Raw genomic sequence first — 13,219 nt, forward strand, 5'->3', positions numbered from 1 at the left:
TTCGGGCAGGTTGTGGCGCAGCTTGTCGGGCAGCGCCGCGGCGTCCACCGCCTGCACCTTGGGCAGCCAGTGCTGCTCGAAGTCGTTCATCGCGGCGCGCAGGAAGCCTTCGTTGCCCTGCCAGCCGAGCAGCGCCAGCCGGCGCTCCATCTCGCCCTTGCCCGACTGGGCCAGGTGCTGGAACAGCAGCCGCTTGCGCAGCACGGTGTAGGTGGTCTCGGCCAGCGTGTGGCGCTCGCGGGCACCGAGCGCACGGTGTTCCTTGAAGAAGGCCGACACGACGCTGTCGGCGGGGGTGTCGAATCGCAGCACGCGGTGCAACAGTTCAGTGGCGAGTTCGAGCAGGGCGTTGGGATGCATCCCGCGATTATCCTTGCCCCCATGACCGAACCCGATCTGCCGCCGCTGCCGTCCCTCGAGAAGGGCCTCTACCGCCATTACAAGGGCGGCGAGTACGAGGTGATCGGCGTCGCGCGCCACAGCGAATCGCTGGAGCCGATGGTGGTCTACCGCCCGCTGTACAACGACACCGGCTGGTGGGTGCGGCCATTCGCGATGTTCGTCGGGACGGTCGAGATCGACGGCGTCGTGCGTCCACGCTTCGAGCCGCTGCCCGCGCGATGAGAACGCTGATCCAGCAGCTGCGCGCCCGGCCGCACCTGGTGATATCGGTCGGCACCGGCGCGTTGGTCGCCGCCCTGGCGCCGCTGCCCAGCCATTCGCCGCCCTACCTGCTGCTCGGCTGGAACGTGGCCGTGTGGCTGTACCTCGCGCAGGCGTTCTGGATCATGTCGCGTGCCGATCACCATCACCTGCGCCGCACCGCGGTCGCGCAGGCCGAGGGGCACGGCGTGGTGCTGTTGGTCGTCGTCGCGGCAGCCGTCGCGAGCCTCGCGGCGATCGGCGTCGAGCTGTCGAGCGCCAAGGCGGCCACGCCCCTGCAGGCCTTGCCGCACATCGCGGCTGCGCTCATCACGGTGATCGGTGCGTGGCTGCTGCTGCCCACGCTGTTCGCGCTGAGCTATGCCAGTGCCTATTTCGCCGACGATGCGGCGCCGGGCGAGTGCGGGCTGGTGTTTCCCGGCGACCCGAAAGCACCGCGCCACTACTGGGATTTCCTGTACTTCTCGTTCACGATCGCGGTCGCGTCGCAGACGTCCGACGTCGTGGTCACGCGCAGCGCGATGCGCCGCACGGTGCTGATGCAAGCGCTGCTGTCGTTCGCGTTCAACACCGCGATCCTCGCACTGGCGATCAACATCGCTGCCAGCCTGATCTGAGCCTGCTTCTAGAGCAGCTGCGATTCGCCCGCCGTGTGCATGACGACATCGCCGTCGACCCGCAACTGATCCTGCACCAGCCAGCGCACCGCGCGCGGGTACATCACATGCTCGCGCGCCAGCACGCGCGCCGACAGGCTGGCCTCGGTGTCGCCCGGCAGCACCGGCACGGCGGCCTGCGCGATGATCGGCCCGTGGTCCAGCGCCGGCGTCACGAAATGCACCGTCGCGCCGGCCAGCTTGCAGCCCGATTCGATCGCCCGGCGGTGCGTGTGCAGCCCCGGAAACGCCGGCAGCAGCGATGGATGCACGTTGACCATGCGGCCCGCGAAGCGCTGCACGAACCCGTCGGTCAGGATGCGCATGAAGCCGGCCAGCACCAGCACGTCGGGCTCGTAGCCCTCGATCACCGCGGCCAGCTCCGCGTCGAAGGCCTCGCGATCGTCGAAGCGCTTGTGATCCACCGCCACCGCGGCAATGCCGCGCTCGCGAGCGAACGCAAGCCCCGCCGCGTCGGGCCGGTTGCTGATCACCGCCGCGACCCGCGCCGGCCAGCCTTCGGCGGCGCAGGCCTGCACGATGGCCTCCATGTTGGAGCCGCGGCCGGAGATCAGGATCACGATGCGCTTCATCGGCCGGCAGTGTAGTGCCCACCTACAATGCGCCCCACCATGACGCAACGCGTGCTCACCGGCATCACCACGACCGGCACTCCCCACCTCGGCAACTACGTCGGCGCGATCCGCCCCGCCATCGCGGCCAGCCGCGAACCCGGCGTCGAGAGCTTCTTCTTCCTCGCGGATTACCACGCGCTGATCAAGTGCGACGAGCCTGACCGCATCGAGCGCTCGCGCCTGGAGATCGCCGCCACCTGGCTGGCGGCCGGGCTCGACCCGGAGCGCGTCACCTTCTACCGCCAGAGCGACATCCCCGAGACGCCCGAACTCACCTGGCTGCTCACCTGCGTGACGGCCAAGGGCCAGATGAACCGCGCCCACGCCTACAAGGCCGCGACCGATGCCAACGAGGCGCAGGGCAAGGACGCCGACGACGGCATCACGATGGGCCTGTTCAGCTACCCGATCCTGATGGCGGCCGACATCCTGCTGTTCAATGCCCACCGCGTGCCGGTCGGGCGCGACCAGGTGCAGCACATCGAGATGGCGCGCGATGTCGCGCAGCGCTTCAACCACCTGTTCGGCAAGCAGCGCGAGCTGTTCGTGCTGCCGCAGGCGCAGATCGACGAAGCCGTCGCGATGCTGCCCGGCCTCGACGGCCGCAAGATGTCGAAGAGCTACGACAACGCGATCCCGCTGTTCGAAGGCGGCCCGAAGGCGCTGAAGGAGGCGATCGCACTGATCGTCACCGACTCGAAGCTGCCCGGCGAGCCGAAGGACCCCGACAACTCGCACCTGGTGACGATCCACGACGCCTTCGCGAGCGCCGAGCAGCGCAGCGCCTTCCGCGCCGAACTGCGCGACGGCCTGGGCTGGGGCGAGGCCAAGCAGCGGCTGGTCGAGCGCATCGAAGCCCACGTAGGGCCGATGCGCGCGCACTACGCCGACCTGATGGCACACCCGGAGCGCATCGAAGAAGCACTGCTGGTCGGCGCCCGCAAGGCGCGTGCGATCGCGACGCCGTTCCTGCAGGAGCTGCGCGGCGCGGTGGGGCTGCGCTCGATGAAGGCCGTCGTGCGCGCCAGCACGGCAACGGTCGCGGCCGAAGCGCCGAAACTGCCCGTCTTCAAGCAATACCGTGAAGCCGACGGCCTGTTCTATTTCAAGCTCACCGCATCCGACAACCTCGTGCTGCTGCAAAGCCGCAGCTTCACCGAAGGCCGCGAGGCCGGGGCATGGGTCAAGCGGCTGAAGACCGAAGGTGCAGCCGCGCTGGCCGGTGCGCCGGTCGAACTGGGCGCCGAGCGCGGCGTGGTAGAGCAGGCGCTCGCCGCGCTGGCCGCAGCGCAGGAATAACCCGCGCTGCGGGGGTCTTCGCCCCGCGCTATGCTCTGCCCCCCGCAGGGTTCCCGCATGGCCGCCATCCACATCACCGACATCGAATCCGCCATCAACTGGTGGCGTGATCGCAGCCCCTCGCCGGACGGCATCACCGCCTGTCCGCAGGTGCTGGCGCTGGCCGAGGTGTATGCGCTGCTCGTCTACTACCACGAGAGCGAGTGCGACGAGGCGTCGATGCCCGCCAAGGCGCGCGACGCCTGGCTGCAGTGGTATGCCAGCACGCCCGATGCGCCGTGCATCGCGATCTGCTCGACGAGCCAGGGCGACGACATCTGCAAGGGCTGCGGCCGCACCTTCGACGAGGTGCAGCTGTGGACCGAGATGTCGCCGGCCGAGAAGCGCATCACCTGGCGGCGCATCACGATGGAAGGCACCGCCTGGCGCTTCAACCGCTACGCCGAACGCGCGCAAGCCACCTCTTCCGGCGAAAGCCCGGCCGCGTGACGGGGCACGGTCTGCTCGACAGCGCGCGCCGCATCGCGCGCCTGGCCTGGCCGGTGTTCATCGGCCAGCTCGCGGTGCTCGCCTTCAGCACCGCCGACACGGTGATGGTGGCTCGCCACACCGCGCTCGACCTGGCGGCACTCGCGATCGGCGGCGCCACCTACATCACGATCTTCGTCGGGCTGATGGGCGTCGTGCTCGCGATCGGGCCGATCGCCGGCCAGCTGTTCGGTGCGCGCGACCTGCCGGGCGCAGGGCGCCAGTTCCAGCAATCGGTGTGGCTCGCGCTGCTGCTGTCGGTGCCCGGCTGCGCGCTGCTGCTGATGCCGCAGCCCTTTCTCGCGCTCGCGCAGGCCTCGCCCGAGGTGGCCGAGCGCGTGCGCGGCTACCTGGGCGCGCTCGCGTTCGCGCTGCCCCCGGCGCTGGTGTTCACCGCGTTCCGCGGCTTCAACACGGCCGTGTCCCGGCCGACGGTCGTGATGCTGCTGCAGCTGGGCGCGCTGGCCTTGAAGCTGCCGCTGAACGCCGCGCTGATCTTCGGCACGACGCTCGGCCCGCTGCAGATTCCCGCGCTCGGCGCCGCGGGCTGCGGCGTCGCGACCGCCCTCGTGATGTGGCTGCAGCTCGCACTCGCATGGCAGGTGCTGCGGCGCGACAGCTTCTACGCCGCGTTCGGCCTGCGCGGCCATCCGTTCCCGAAACCCGACCGCGCCAGCATCGTCGCGCTGCTGCGCCTGGGCGTGCCGATGGGCGGCTCGATCCTGATCGAGGTGACCGGCTTCACCTTCATGGCGTTCTTCATCTCGCGCATCGGCAGCACCGCGGTGGCCGGGCACCAGCTCGCGGCCAACCTGGTCTCGCTGATGTTCATGCTGCCGCTGGCGCTGGCCAACGCGAGCGGCACGCTGGTGGCGCAAAGCATCGGCGCGCACGACGCGGCCGACGCACGGCGCATCGGCTGGCACGGCCTGCTGATCGGCGTGTCACTGTCGGCCGTGCTGGGCGCGGCGGTGTACCTCTCGCGCGAGGCCGTGCTCGGCGCCTACACGAGCAACGCGACCATCATTGCCGCCGCGATGCCGCTGCTGGCCTGGGTCGCGGTGTTCCACATCGCCGATTCGGTGCAGACCATCGCATCGTTCGTGCTGCGCGCCTACCGGCTCGCGACGGTGCCGATGCTGATCTACGCGTTCGCGATCTGGGGCATCGGGCTCGGCGGCGGCTATGCGGTGGCGTTCGACACCACCGGCCACACGCCGGCCGCGCTGCATGGCGCGCTGGGCTTCTGGTCGGCGTGCACCGCCGGGCTGGTGGCGGCCGCGGCGGGCCTGAGCGGTTTCCTCGTCTGGCTGTGGCGCCAGAAGACGGTCGCTTGAGAACAGCGGCCTGATCGGTCAGGCCAGCGGCAGGCTCAGCTCGAAGCAGCTTCCGCCGCCGTCACGCGACTCGCAGCGCACGCTGCCGCCATGCCGTTCGGCGATCTGCTTGACCAGGCTCAACCCCAGCCCCACCCCGCCCGCCTGCTCGGCATGGCCGGGCAGCCGGTAGAACGGCTCGAAGATCCGCTCGCGCAGCGTCTCGGGCACGCCCGGGCCGCGGTCGCAGACCTGCACCAACGCGCGGCCGGCGCCGTTGCGCACCTCGATCGTGATGTCGCCACCGCCGTAGCGGCGGGCGTTCTCGAGCAGGTTGCGCAGCGCGCGGCGGATCAGCCGCTCGTCGCCCTGCACGGTGGCCGTGCTGCCGTCGGCATCGGCGCCGACGCGCGAGCCTTCTTCGGCGGCCAGCGCCAGCAGCTCCACCGGCTCATCGCGGTCGACACGCTGCAGCGCGTCGAGGCGGCTCGCGAGCAGCACCTCTTCGACCAGCGCATCGAGCTCGCCGACGTTGGTGTCGATCTCGCGACGCAGGCGCTGGCGCTGCTCGGGCGTCGCGTCTTCCATCATCGACACCGCCATGCGCAAGCGCGCAAGCGGCGAGCGCAACTCGTGGCTGGCATTCGCGAGCAGCGATTGATGCGAGCGCACCAGCGCCTCGACGCGCTCGGCCGCGAGGTTGAAGCTGGCCGCCACCGCCGCCACCTCGTCGCGGCCGGAGACTTCCACGCGGTGGTGCAGCTCACCCGCGCCGAACTGCTCGACGCCGCGCTTGAGCGCCTGCAGCCGCCGCGTGAGCCGCCGCACCACCGGCCACGCACCGGCGGCCACCGCGACGAACAGCAGCACCAGCACGACGATCGTGCCGACGCCGCGCTGCCAGCTGGGCGGAACGAACGGCAGGTTGGGCGGCATCGGCCCGAACTCGGGGCGGCCATCGGGCGGCGGGCGCCGCAGGCCCGGCCGCAGCACCCACAGCGTGCGGCCGTCTTCGAGGTGGATCTGGAAGCTGCGCGTCTGGCCTTCGCCCTGGCGCAGCACGAACGAATCGGAGGCCGAGATGCGATCGCCGCTCGGGTCGTCGAGCGCGAGCGGCAGCCGCAGCCGCTGCGACCAATCGCGCAGCGCCTGGGCCTGGTCCTCGTGCGGCGACTCGGCGCCGGGCAGCGAGCGCTGGATCAGGTCGCCCCAGGCGGCCATGCGCTCGGACAGCACGTTGTCGGCGCGCATGCGCTCGTCTTCCATGTGGCGCTGGAACAGCCAGGCCGATCCGGAGGCGAACAGCAGCAGCACCGCCACGACGGTGAGGTAGATCCGCAGCGTCAGCGTGCGCATCGCGGTCTCAACGCCCGGTGATCATCAGTCGGCACCCTCCGCGTCCTGCTTCTTCGCGAACACGTAGCCGGCACCGCGCACCGTCAGCACGCGGCGCGGGTTCTTCGGGTCGTCCTCGATCACCGCGCGGATGCGCGAGATGTGCACGTCGATCGAGCGGTCGAAGGCTTCGAGCGGATGGCCTTTCAGCAGGTCCATGATCTGGTCGCGCGACAGCACGCGGCCGGAGCTTTGCGCCAGCACGACCAGCAGGTCGAACTGGTGGCTGGTGAGGTCGCAGGCCACGCCGTTCAGGCGGGCGACGCGCTCGCCGAGATCGATCTCGAGGCGGCCGAAACGCAGCACCTCGTCGGGCGCCGCGGGCGGCGTCGCGCGGCGCAGCAGCGCCTTCACGCGCGCGAGCAGTTCGCGCGGCTCGAAGGGTTTGGGCAGGTAGTCGTCGGCACCGAGTTCGAGGCCGACGATGCGGTCCATCGGCTCGCCGCGCGCGGTCAGCATCAGCAGCGGCAACTGGCGGGTGCGCGGATTGGCGCGCAGCTCGCGGCACAGGTCGAGCCCGTCGCCGTCGGGCAGCATCAGGTCGAGCACCAGCGCGTCGTAGCCGGCACCGGCCAGGCGCTCGCGGCCGGCGGCCAGCGAGCCGGCGGTTTCCACCTCGAAGCCCGAGCCGCGCAGGTAGTCGCCCACCATCGCGGAGAGGCGGGCATCGTCATCGATCAACAGCACGCGGGATGTCATGGGTCGGTCAGCCTCCAAGGCCGAAGGGCCCGCGGCATCGAGCCGCGGGCCACTGGAAGTGGCAGGTCGCAATGAGATCACAACTTGCGCTCCGTGATGGGTCCCGGTGGGTTACTTCGGGGCCGGGGCGGGCTTGTCGCGCTGCATGCGCTGCATGCGATCGCGCATCTGGTCTTCGCGCATCTTCATGCGCTGGGCCAGCTTGGTGCGCTGCTCGGGCGTCAGCACCTTGGCGACGTCGATCAGGCCTTGCGTGATGCGGCGGCTGGCCTGGTCGTGCTGGGCCTCGGTCTGCTGGCGCAGCGATTCGACGGCGGCGGTGTCGATGGTCGGGGCGGCCAGCAGCTGCAGGCCCTTCTCGTGCAGGCCCTTGGCCGATTCGTGCTGGGTCTTCAGGTCGGCGGCCGCGGCCTGCACGATCTGCTTGATCTGGGTGCGCTGCGCCTCGCTGGCGCCGACGCCGTCGAGCATGTGGTCGACCATGCGGTTGAGTTGCTCGGGCCGGCCCATGAACATGCCCGGGCCGCCCATGCCGGCGTGGGGCATGCGAGGACCGTGGCTGAAGCCGGGGCCGGGAGGTGCGTTCTCGGCCCAGGCCGAGAGGGCCAGCGTGCCGGCCACCGCCAGCAGCATGCCGCCCAGCAGGCGTTTGATGCCGCGCGGCTTGTCCTGGGGCAGCGCGTCGAAAGTGCTCACGTCGCTCATCGTCTTCTCCAACAAGACCCGCGGGAGGTGGGTCGATGGAGTGAATGGTCGCGGGCGGGGGTGAAGCGGGATTGGCTGGGGGGTAAAGATCTGTGAATGGTTGGGGCTGTTTTTTTATACAGTATGATCGTGCAGCAGTTGCCACTGCCAACTTGATCCCGCCAGCGGTCCCCTCCAAGGCCGCTGGCTTTTTTTTGCCCTGGCGTGCCTCAGCCGGCGGCCTTGCCCGCCACCAGCACCGGCTCGGCGCGCCAGGCCTGCGGGAACAGACGCTTCAGGTCGTCGAGCTTGGGCAGGTCGTTGAAGACGATGTACGGCTGCCGCGGGTTGCGGGCGAGGTAATCCTGGTGGTAGGCCTCGGCCGGGAAGAAACGGCGACCGGGTTCGATGCGGGTCGCGATCGGTGACTTGAAGGTGTGGGCCTTGTCGAGCTGTTCGACATAGGCGCGCGCGGTGCGGGCCTGGTCATCGTTGGCGGGGAAGATCGCCGAGCGGTACTGCGTGCCGGAGTCCGGCCCCTGGCGGTTGAGCTGCGTGGGGTCGTGCGCCACCGAGAAGTAGATCTGCAGCAGCTGGGCGTAGCTGACCTGCTTCGGGTCGTAGGTGACCTGCACCGCCTCGGCATGGCCGGTGGAGCCGCTGCCGACCGATTCGTAGACGGCGGAGGACGCCTCGCCGCCCGCGTAGCCGGAGACGGCGTTGGTGACGCCCTTGACGTGCTGGAAGACGGCCTGCACGCCCCAGAAACAGCCGCCGGCGAGGACGGCGGTTTCGGTGGGGGCGGTGGCAGCGGCCGCGGTGGCGGTGGGCGTGAACGGCGGCACGAGCCGGGCTTCACCGCCCATGCCACCGGCCATCGCGGAGAGGGTCATCACCGCCCCGGTGCCGACGAGCAAGGCGGCAATGGTGAGCAAGCGGCGGCGGGGTGGGCGAGAGGGGGTGGTCATCGAAACGCTCCTGGAGGGTCGTGTCGGGCTGGGTCGTGCCCCGCCGGGCGAACCTTACGCTTCGGCGGGAAACGCCACCAGACAGCAGCGACGGCGAGCCCGAACACAGAGTACGCCACGGTGAACACCCATGGCGGCGCATCCCAGAACAGGACGGACTGCAGCCAGTGCTCGATGAAGCCGCCCGAATAGGTCGAGACCTTGGCCTGGGCACGCAGCCACATCTCGAGCGTGGTCAACGGGCACTCGATGCCCCACCATGATTCGGCGACGACGATGCCGATGGTGCCGACGTGCACCAACCTGAACCAGAGCGAGTTCACCGTGCGCCAGCCGCGCAGGTTGCCGACGACGATCAGCACCAGGCCGCCGACGACGAACAGCACGATGGCGATGTGCAGCAGGAGCACGGCGTTGGCAAGCAATTGATACGGCATGGGGCTGTCATTCTGAGTGGTGCAATTCGTGCTTGGCATTGAAGCACCAACAATTGCAGGGAGGATTGCCATGTCGAATCGATTTGGAAAGCTGGTGGCCGCAGCCACCCTCGGGACGGCCTTGTCCGTGAGCTCGTTCGGCGCCATGGCCGCGGAAATATCCGATCTGTTCGGCACCTGGACGGGGAGTTGGCTCTTCGGCGCGGTGTACGGCGGGCCGAACAATCCCGTCCCCAGCGGCCCGCTGTTCACCCGCCCGGTGACCATCGACCTGGATTCGTTCGATGCCCAGGCGGGCCTCTACGGGCATGTGTTCGTCGAAGGTGCCGTCGTTGGCAACGTGACCTCCCTGTCGGTGGTCGGCAACGCGGTGGCGATGCAGGTGACGCACCCCAGCCTCGACCTGACGCGCCCGACGGCGTACTTCTTCGGCACGCTGGGCAATCACTCGCTGATCGGCGACTACGACGTTCGCGGGTACCTGTACGGCAACACCGAGTGGCGTGGAACGATGACGCTTGCCTCTTCGGTGCCCGAGCCCGCCGCGGCGATGCTGTTGGGTTTGGGGCTGGTGGGTGTCGTGTTGCAGGCGCGGCGGCGTCGGTCGGCCGAAGCTCAGGTCTGACGCAGGGCGCCGGTGCTGCGCCAGCGCCTCGCATACGGCAACGCGAACATGTAGAGCCCGCTGAACAGCAGCAGGAAGAGCGGGAGCAGCGGCGAGTAGGTGAGCCACGCGGGGGGCTCGCCGCGGGCTCGCACGATGAAGTTGGCGACGACCGTCAGCGTGAAGGCCATCGACAGCCAGCGGTGGGACTGGCGGATCCAGTGGCTCCACCTGGGGGCGAGTTCTGCGTGGCGACTCGTGAGTTCGATACCGTGGCACATGTGATCTCCTTGGTTTGAGACCCGCATTTGTATCGTTCACGGTGAGCCGGCGCTTCTCCGAAACTGCGGAAGTGGCTCAATCCGGCAAGCCCCAGTCGAACCGATACGAGTGCGCACCGCCCTCGCCGATGACGACCTCCATGCGCCCCGAGAGCCCGGCCAGCGCGCCGGTGCCCGAGCCCGGCACGACGGTGATCGACTGCTGCGGCACGCCGGCGGCCATCGTCGAGCTGTGCTGCAGCACGAAGCTGCCCTCGCGGCCGGCGAGCGTGCCGCGCACGAGTTCCAACGCGACGTAGCCGCCCGAGGTCATCGCGGCATCGCGCCACGAGAGCATCTCGCCCTGGCTCGTGGCCTCCAGCTCGCCGTGGAAGCGTTTGTCGATCGACATGCGGCCGAGGCCTGCGGGTGCGGCCACGTCGCTGAGCGGCTGCAGCGCGAGCTTGACGTCGAACGGGCCGGTGGCATGGTGGCGTGAACTCATGGGGATCTCCTGTCGAGGGGAAGACACCGCCGCGCAGGCCGCCAGGGCGAGCGCAACGAAGGGTGCGGAGGCGCGGTGGAGGGACATGGCATCATCGTCCGGACTTGGCAATGCCCGCATTGGAATGCCCACTCCCGCGCTGACGATTGGAAAAACGCGACGCCCGGTCGCGCAGCAGGCGCGCGGCGTGCTGCACCGTGTCGCCGACGGCGCCTTCACGCACGAGCGGGCCGCGCCGACTCCTGGGCTTGCGGACACCATCGAGCACTTCTGGCACGTGCGCTGGCGCCTTGCCGGCCAGCCGCCCCAGGTGCAGGAGACGCTGCCGCACCCGAACGTGCACATCGTCATCGAGCCCGGCCGCATGGCCGCCCACGGCGTTCACACCGGCCGCTGGACGACCTTGCTGGAGGGCGACTCGCAGGCCTTCGGCATCAAGTTCCGCCCCGGCGCTTTCCGCGGCGTCCTGCAGCGGCCGGTGTCCGAGCTGGCCGACCGCCACCTGCCGCTGGCGGAGCTGTTCGGCGACGCTGCGCGCGTGCTGGCCGACGTGCTCGGGCACGAGGACATGGCCGACGCCATGGAAACCGCCGAGCGCTTCCTCGCGCCCCGCGTGCCCATGCCCGACCCGCAGGCGCTGCTGGCGGCACGCATCGTCGATTCGATCGTCGACGACCGCGAGCTCGTCGCGGCCGCCGACCTCGCCGAACGCCACGGCTTGACGTTGCGCGCGCTGCAGCGGTTGTTCGCCGAGTACGTGGGTGTCGGCCCCAAATGGGTGATCCAGCGCTACCGGCTACACGAGGCCGTCGCTCGCGTGCAGGCCGGCGAGCCCGTCTCGTGGGCTGCACTGGCACAGGACCTCGGCTACTTCGACCAGGCGCATTTCATCGCGGACTTCCGCAAGCTCGTCGGGCGCACGCCGGCTGACTATGCGACGGCGGTCAAGGTCCAACGCATACCCACTCAACAGGAATCCTGAAGATGACGGCATCGACTCCCACGCTGTACCAGTGGCTCGGCGGCATCGATGCGCTGAACCGGCTGACCACGCGCTTCTATGAGCGCGTCGCACAGGACGACTTGCTCGCGCCGGTGTTTGCGCACATGGGCGCGGAGCACCCTGCGCACGTGGCCGCCTTCCTCGCGGAGGTGCTGGGCGGCCCGGCGACCTATTCGGCGGCCCACGGCGGCCACCCGCACATGATTCGCCAGCACCTGAACCGGCACCTGACGCAGGACAAGCGCCGGCGCTGGGTGGAGTTGCTGCTGTCGAGCGCCGACGAACTCGGCATGCCCGATGATCCCGAGTTCCGCTCGGCACTCGTGGGCTACCTGGAGTGGGGATCGCGCCTTGCAGTCATCAACTCGCAACCGGGGGCGAGCGTCGATCCTGATGCGCCGATGCCGAAGTGGGGGTGGGGCGAGGTCAAGGGGCCGTATGCGGGTGGATGAGCGGCACACACGACCCGTCAGGGCAAGTGCGAGAACCGCAGTGACTTCCTTCGTTCACATTGATCTGCCGATCTTCATCGGAAGCGACGTGGCCTGCGGCTACTTCGGATGCGATGTCAAGGTCGAACGCTTGCCGCAAAAGGACGAGCCATTTCCCTGGCCGAAGCCTTGGCTCATTGCATTCCGAGAGCTGTTCGAAGGGCAATCGACCCAGGTCTGGGGCGAAGCCGCCTGGGAGTGGCCGCCTTCGGAGATCCACTTCACGTTGTACGGGCTGGTGTGCGCCGATTGGGACGAGGCGCGTGCGCTTGTCCAGCACATCGAGCGTGTCTCGGGTTCCTTGTTCAACGGGCACGATCGATGGTGGAGCGCCGAGTGTGTGATCTCTGAGCGAGAAGAAGTGCCGCGGCTCGACGAGCCGATCGAAGGAGGCGACGCAGCCATCTTCGAGGTGTCGGTGAATGGGCAGGCCGTCGGCATTGAGTCGGTCGAGCACTTGGGGTGTTGGCTCCATGAGCTTGATGTGCAGAAGGAATTCGAGCTCTGGATCACCGTCAAGGGCGGACCTTCGCTGTGCATGTTGCGCAACGGCGCAGATGCGTTCCTGATGTATGCCAGGGAGGCAGGAGACAGCGGATTCACGTCGATCGGGAATGGCGACGCGCCAGGCGAGGTTCAGTATCGGTTAAGCAATGGCCAGATCGACGAGCATCCGCGCTCGTGGTCCATCGACGTCGAACAAGGCTACAAAGCCATCGCGTACTTCTACGTCAACGACGGCGCCCGCCCCGCCTGGATCCATTGGTCACCCAATTGAATCGGACGACGTGCATCCGCCCATCTCAAATCGCCTGCTCATGCCCAAAACCTTGCGGCCATACATGGTTGTCCGCGTAGTCGCGATCCGCGGTGATCGCTTCACCGGCCGGAAGGTCTTTTACAGCCGCCATCCGCGCGTGGGCGACACCGGAGCTGTCCTCGATGTGTACGAGAAGCCGGCGCTCGCCTATGAAGTGGAATGCTCCGATCCAGCCACAGGCACGACCATTTGGCTTGAAGCCATGTACCCGGACGAAATCGAAGCATGCCCGGATGAACCATCGGTTCCCTAGTTT

At 68.9% G+C, this 13,219-nt stretch carries 18 protein-coding genes and 1 pseudogene; 9 read left to right on the forward strand and 10 right to left on the reverse strand.

The genetic code is table 11. The features are described 5' to 3' along the window. A pseudogene (locus AC1D12_RS10535) lies at positions 1-360 on the reverse strand (SAM-dependent methyltransferase); the annotation flags it as partial. Between the two features lie 21 nt (positions 361-381). Here AC1D12_RS10535 and AC1D12_RS10540 point away from each other — a divergent pair. After that, a complete protein-coding gene (locus AC1D12_RS10540; RefSeq protein WP_477825869.1) occupies positions 382-624 on the forward strand; it encodes a DUF1653 domain-containing protein in 243 nt (80 codons plus the stop codon). Further along, complete coding sequence (locus AC1D12_RS10545; protein WP_477825870.1) at positions 621-1,280, forward strand: DUF1345 domain-containing protein; 660 nt, start codon at positions 621-623, stop codon at positions 1,278-1,280. The genes AC1D12_RS10540 and AC1D12_RS10545 overlap by 4 nt, the downstream gene beginning before the upstream one ends. An 8-nt stretch (positions 1,281-1,288) precedes the next feature. On the opposite strand, the gene purN is transcribed toward AC1D12_RS10545, so the two are convergent. Beyond that, entirely contained in the window at positions 1,289-1,912 is a 624-nt protein-coding gene (gene purN, locus AC1D12_RS10550; protein WP_477825871.1) for a phosphoribosylglycinamide formyltransferase, read from the reverse strand. A 39-nt stretch (positions 1,913-1,951) separates the two neighbouring features. On the opposite strand from purN, the gene AC1D12_RS10555 reads away from it, so the two are divergent. Genes AC1D12_RS10555 through AC1D12_RS10565 form a run of 3 tightly spaced genes read left to right on the forward strand, consistent with a single transcriptional unit; the run spans position 1,952 to position 5,118 of the window. Further along, positions 1,952-3,253, forward strand: coding sequence for a tryptophan--tRNA ligase (locus AC1D12_RS10555; RefSeq protein WP_477825872.1), 1,302 nt, complete (start codon positions 1,952-1,954; stop codon positions 3,251-3,253). Between the two features lie 57 nt (positions 3,254-3,310). Next, positions 3,311-3,742 (forward strand): DUF3717 domain-containing protein, encoded by a 432-nt coding sequence (locus AC1D12_RS10560; RefSeq protein ID WP_047507512.1) that lies wholly within the window; start codon positions 3,311-3,313, stop codon positions 3,740-3,742. Next, positions 3,739-5,118 (forward strand): MATE family efflux transporter, encoded by a 1,380-nt coding sequence (locus AC1D12_RS10565; protein WP_477840339.1) that lies wholly within the window; start codon positions 3,739-3,741, stop codon positions 5,116-5,118. Before AC1D12_RS10560 ends, AC1D12_RS10565 begins: the two co-directional genes overlap by 4 nt. An 18-nt stretch (positions 5,119-5,136) precedes the next feature. On the opposite strand, the gene AC1D12_RS10570 is transcribed toward AC1D12_RS10565, so the two are convergent. The 5 genes from AC1D12_RS10570 to AC1D12_RS10590 all read right to left on the reverse strand — a co-directional run bounded on the left by AC1D12_RS10570 (position 5,137) and on the right by AC1D12_RS10590 (position 9,280). Continuing rightward, positions 5,137-6,453, reverse strand: coding sequence for a sensor histidine kinase (locus AC1D12_RS10570; RefSeq protein WP_047507508.1), 1,317 nt, complete (start codon positions 6,451-6,453; stop codon positions 5,137-5,139). A gap of 24 nt (positions 6,454-6,477) precedes the next feature. Next, positions 6,478-7,191 (reverse strand): response regulator, encoded by a 714-nt coding sequence (locus AC1D12_RS10575; RefSeq protein ID WP_465114202.1) that lies wholly within the window; start codon positions 7,189-7,191, stop codon positions 6,478-6,480. A gap of 111 nt (positions 7,192-7,302) precedes the next feature. Then, positions 7,303-7,896 carry a Spy/CpxP family protein refolding chaperone gene (locus tag AC1D12_RS10580; RefSeq protein WP_477840342.1) on the reverse strand — a complete coding sequence of 198 codons (594 nt, stop codon included), beginning with the start codon at positions 7,894-7,896 and terminating at the stop codon, positions 7,303-7,305. Between the two features lie 209 nt (positions 7,897-8,105). Beyond that, positions 8,106-8,843: a peptide-methionine (S)-S-oxide reductase MsrA gene (gene msrA, locus AC1D12_RS10585; RefSeq protein ID WP_465114203.1), complete on the reverse strand. Its 738-nt coding sequence runs from the start codon at positions 8,841-8,843 to the stop codon at positions 8,106-8,108. Further along, entirely contained in the window at positions 8,840-9,280 is a 441-nt protein-coding gene (locus tag AC1D12_RS10590; RefSeq protein ID WP_477826577.1) for a DUF2784 domain-containing protein, read from the reverse strand. Before AC1D12_RS10590 ends, msrA begins: the two co-directional genes overlap by 4 nt. Positions 9,281-9,350: 70 nt before the next feature. Between AC1D12_RS10590 and AC1D12_RS10595 the strand changes: the two genes are divergently transcribed. Beyond that, the gene (locus AC1D12_RS10595; protein WP_477840344.1) at positions 9,351-9,905 is read left to right on the forward strand and encodes a PEP-CTERM sorting domain-containing protein; all 555 of its coding nucleotides are present in this window, start codon (positions 9,351-9,353) and stop codon (positions 9,903-9,905) included. Here the strand turns inward: AC1D12_RS10595 and AC1D12_RS10600 are convergent. Together AC1D12_RS10600 and AC1D12_RS10605 are read right to left on the reverse strand one after the other, a co-directional pair. Continuing rightward, on the reverse strand, positions 9,896-10,165 hold the full coding sequence (locus tag AC1D12_RS10600) for a hypothetical protein (protein ID WP_477840346.1): 270 nt from the start codon (positions 10,163-10,165) through the stop codon (positions 9,896-9,898). The two genes, AC1D12_RS10595 and AC1D12_RS10600, sit on opposite strands and share 10 nt — an antisense overlap. Positions 10,166-10,241: 76 nt before the next feature. Further along, on the reverse strand, positions 10,242-10,649 hold the full coding sequence (locus tag AC1D12_RS10605; RefSeq protein ID WP_047507499.1) for a DUF3224 domain-containing protein: 408 nt from the start codon (positions 10,647-10,649) through the stop codon (positions 10,242-10,244). 187 nt (positions 10,650-10,836) lie between these two features. On the opposite strand from AC1D12_RS10605, the gene AC1D12_RS10610 reads away from it, so the two are divergent. From AC1D12_RS10610 to AC1D12_RS10620, 3 genes are read left to right on the forward strand one after another with little or no spacing between them, the layout of a single operon-like run. Continuing rightward, positions 10,837-11,631 carry a DUF6597 domain-containing transcriptional factor gene (locus AC1D12_RS10610; RefSeq protein ID WP_477840347.1) on the forward strand — a complete coding sequence of 265 codons (795 nt, stop codon included), beginning with the start codon at positions 10,837-10,839 and terminating at the stop codon, positions 11,629-11,631. Positions 11,632-11,633: 2 nt separating this feature from the next. Continuing rightward, on the forward strand, positions 11,634-12,104 hold the full coding sequence (locus tag AC1D12_RS10615; protein ID WP_477840348.1) for a group II truncated hemoglobin: 471 nt from the start codon (positions 11,634-11,636) through the stop codon (positions 12,102-12,104). 40 nt (positions 12,105-12,144) lie between these two features. Then, the gene (locus tag AC1D12_RS10620; RefSeq protein WP_477840350.1) at positions 12,145-12,921 is read left to right on the forward strand and encodes an Imm1 family immunity protein; all 777 of its coding nucleotides are present in this window, start codon (positions 12,145-12,147) and stop codon (positions 12,919-12,921) included. 25 nt (positions 12,922-12,946) lie between these two features. On the opposite strand, the gene AC1D12_RS10625 is transcribed toward AC1D12_RS10620, so the two are convergent. Beyond that, positions 12,947-13,219 (reverse strand): hypothetical protein (locus tag AC1D12_RS10625; protein ID WP_477840352.1); only part of this gene is annotated, 273 nt, incomplete at its 5' end.

This window comes from Rhizobacter sp. P1_G5 (assembly GCF_056405435.1).

Excerpts from the sequence above, each read along its gene's own strand:
- AC1D12_RS10540 (WP_477825869.1), top strand. The coding sequence starts at position 382 with ATGACCGAACCCGATCTGCCGCCGCTGCCGTCCCTCGAGAAGGGCCTC.
- AC1D12_RS10545 (WP_477825870.1), top strand. The coding sequence starts at position 621 with ATGAGAACGCTGATCCAGCAGCTGCGCGCCCGGCCGCACCTGGTGATA.
- purN (WP_477825871.1), bottom strand. The coding sequence starts at position 1,912 with ATGAAGCGCATCGTGATCCTGATCTCCGGCCGCGGCTCCAACATGGAG.
- AC1D12_RS10555 (WP_477825872.1), top strand. The coding sequence starts at position 1,952 with ATGACGCAACGCGTGCTCACCGGCATCACCACGACCGGCACTCCCCAC.
- AC1D12_RS10560 (WP_047507512.1), top strand. The coding sequence starts at position 3,311 with ATGGCCGCCATCCACATCACCGACATCGAATCCGCCATCAACTGGTGG.
- AC1D12_RS10570 (WP_047507508.1), bottom strand. The coding sequence starts at position 6,453 with ATGCGCACGCTGACGCTGCGGATCTACCTCACCGTCGTGGCGGTGCTG.
- AC1D12_RS10575 (WP_465114202.1), bottom strand. The coding sequence starts at position 7,191 with ATGACATCCCGCGTGCTGTTGATCGATGACGATGCCCGCCTCTCCGCG.
- AC1D12_RS10580 (WP_477840342.1), bottom strand. The coding sequence starts at position 7,896 with ATGAGCGACGTGAGCACTTTCGACGCGCTGCCCCAGGACAAGCCGCGC.
- msrA (WP_465114203.1), bottom strand. The coding sequence starts at position 8,843 with ATGACCACCCCCTCTCGCCCACCCCGCCGCCGCTTGCTCACCATTGCC.
- AC1D12_RS10590 (WP_477826577.1), bottom strand. The coding sequence starts at position 9,280 with ATGCCGTATCAATTGCTTGCCAACGCCGTGCTCCTGCTGCACATCGCC.
- AC1D12_RS10595 (WP_477840344.1), top strand. The coding sequence starts at position 9,351 with ATGTCGAATCGATTTGGAAAGCTGGTGGCCGCAGCCACCCTCGGGACG.
- AC1D12_RS10600 (WP_477840346.1), bottom strand. The coding sequence starts at position 10,165 with ATGTGCCACGGTATCGAACTCACGAGTCGCCACGCAGAACTCGCCCCC.
- AC1D12_RS10605 (WP_047507499.1), bottom strand. The coding sequence starts at position 10,649 with ATGAGTTCACGCCACCATGCCACCGGCCCGTTCGACGTCAAGCTCGCG.
- AC1D12_RS10615 (WP_477840348.1), top strand. The coding sequence starts at position 11,634 with ATGACGGCATCGACTCCCACGCTGTACCAGTGGCTCGGCGGCATCGAT.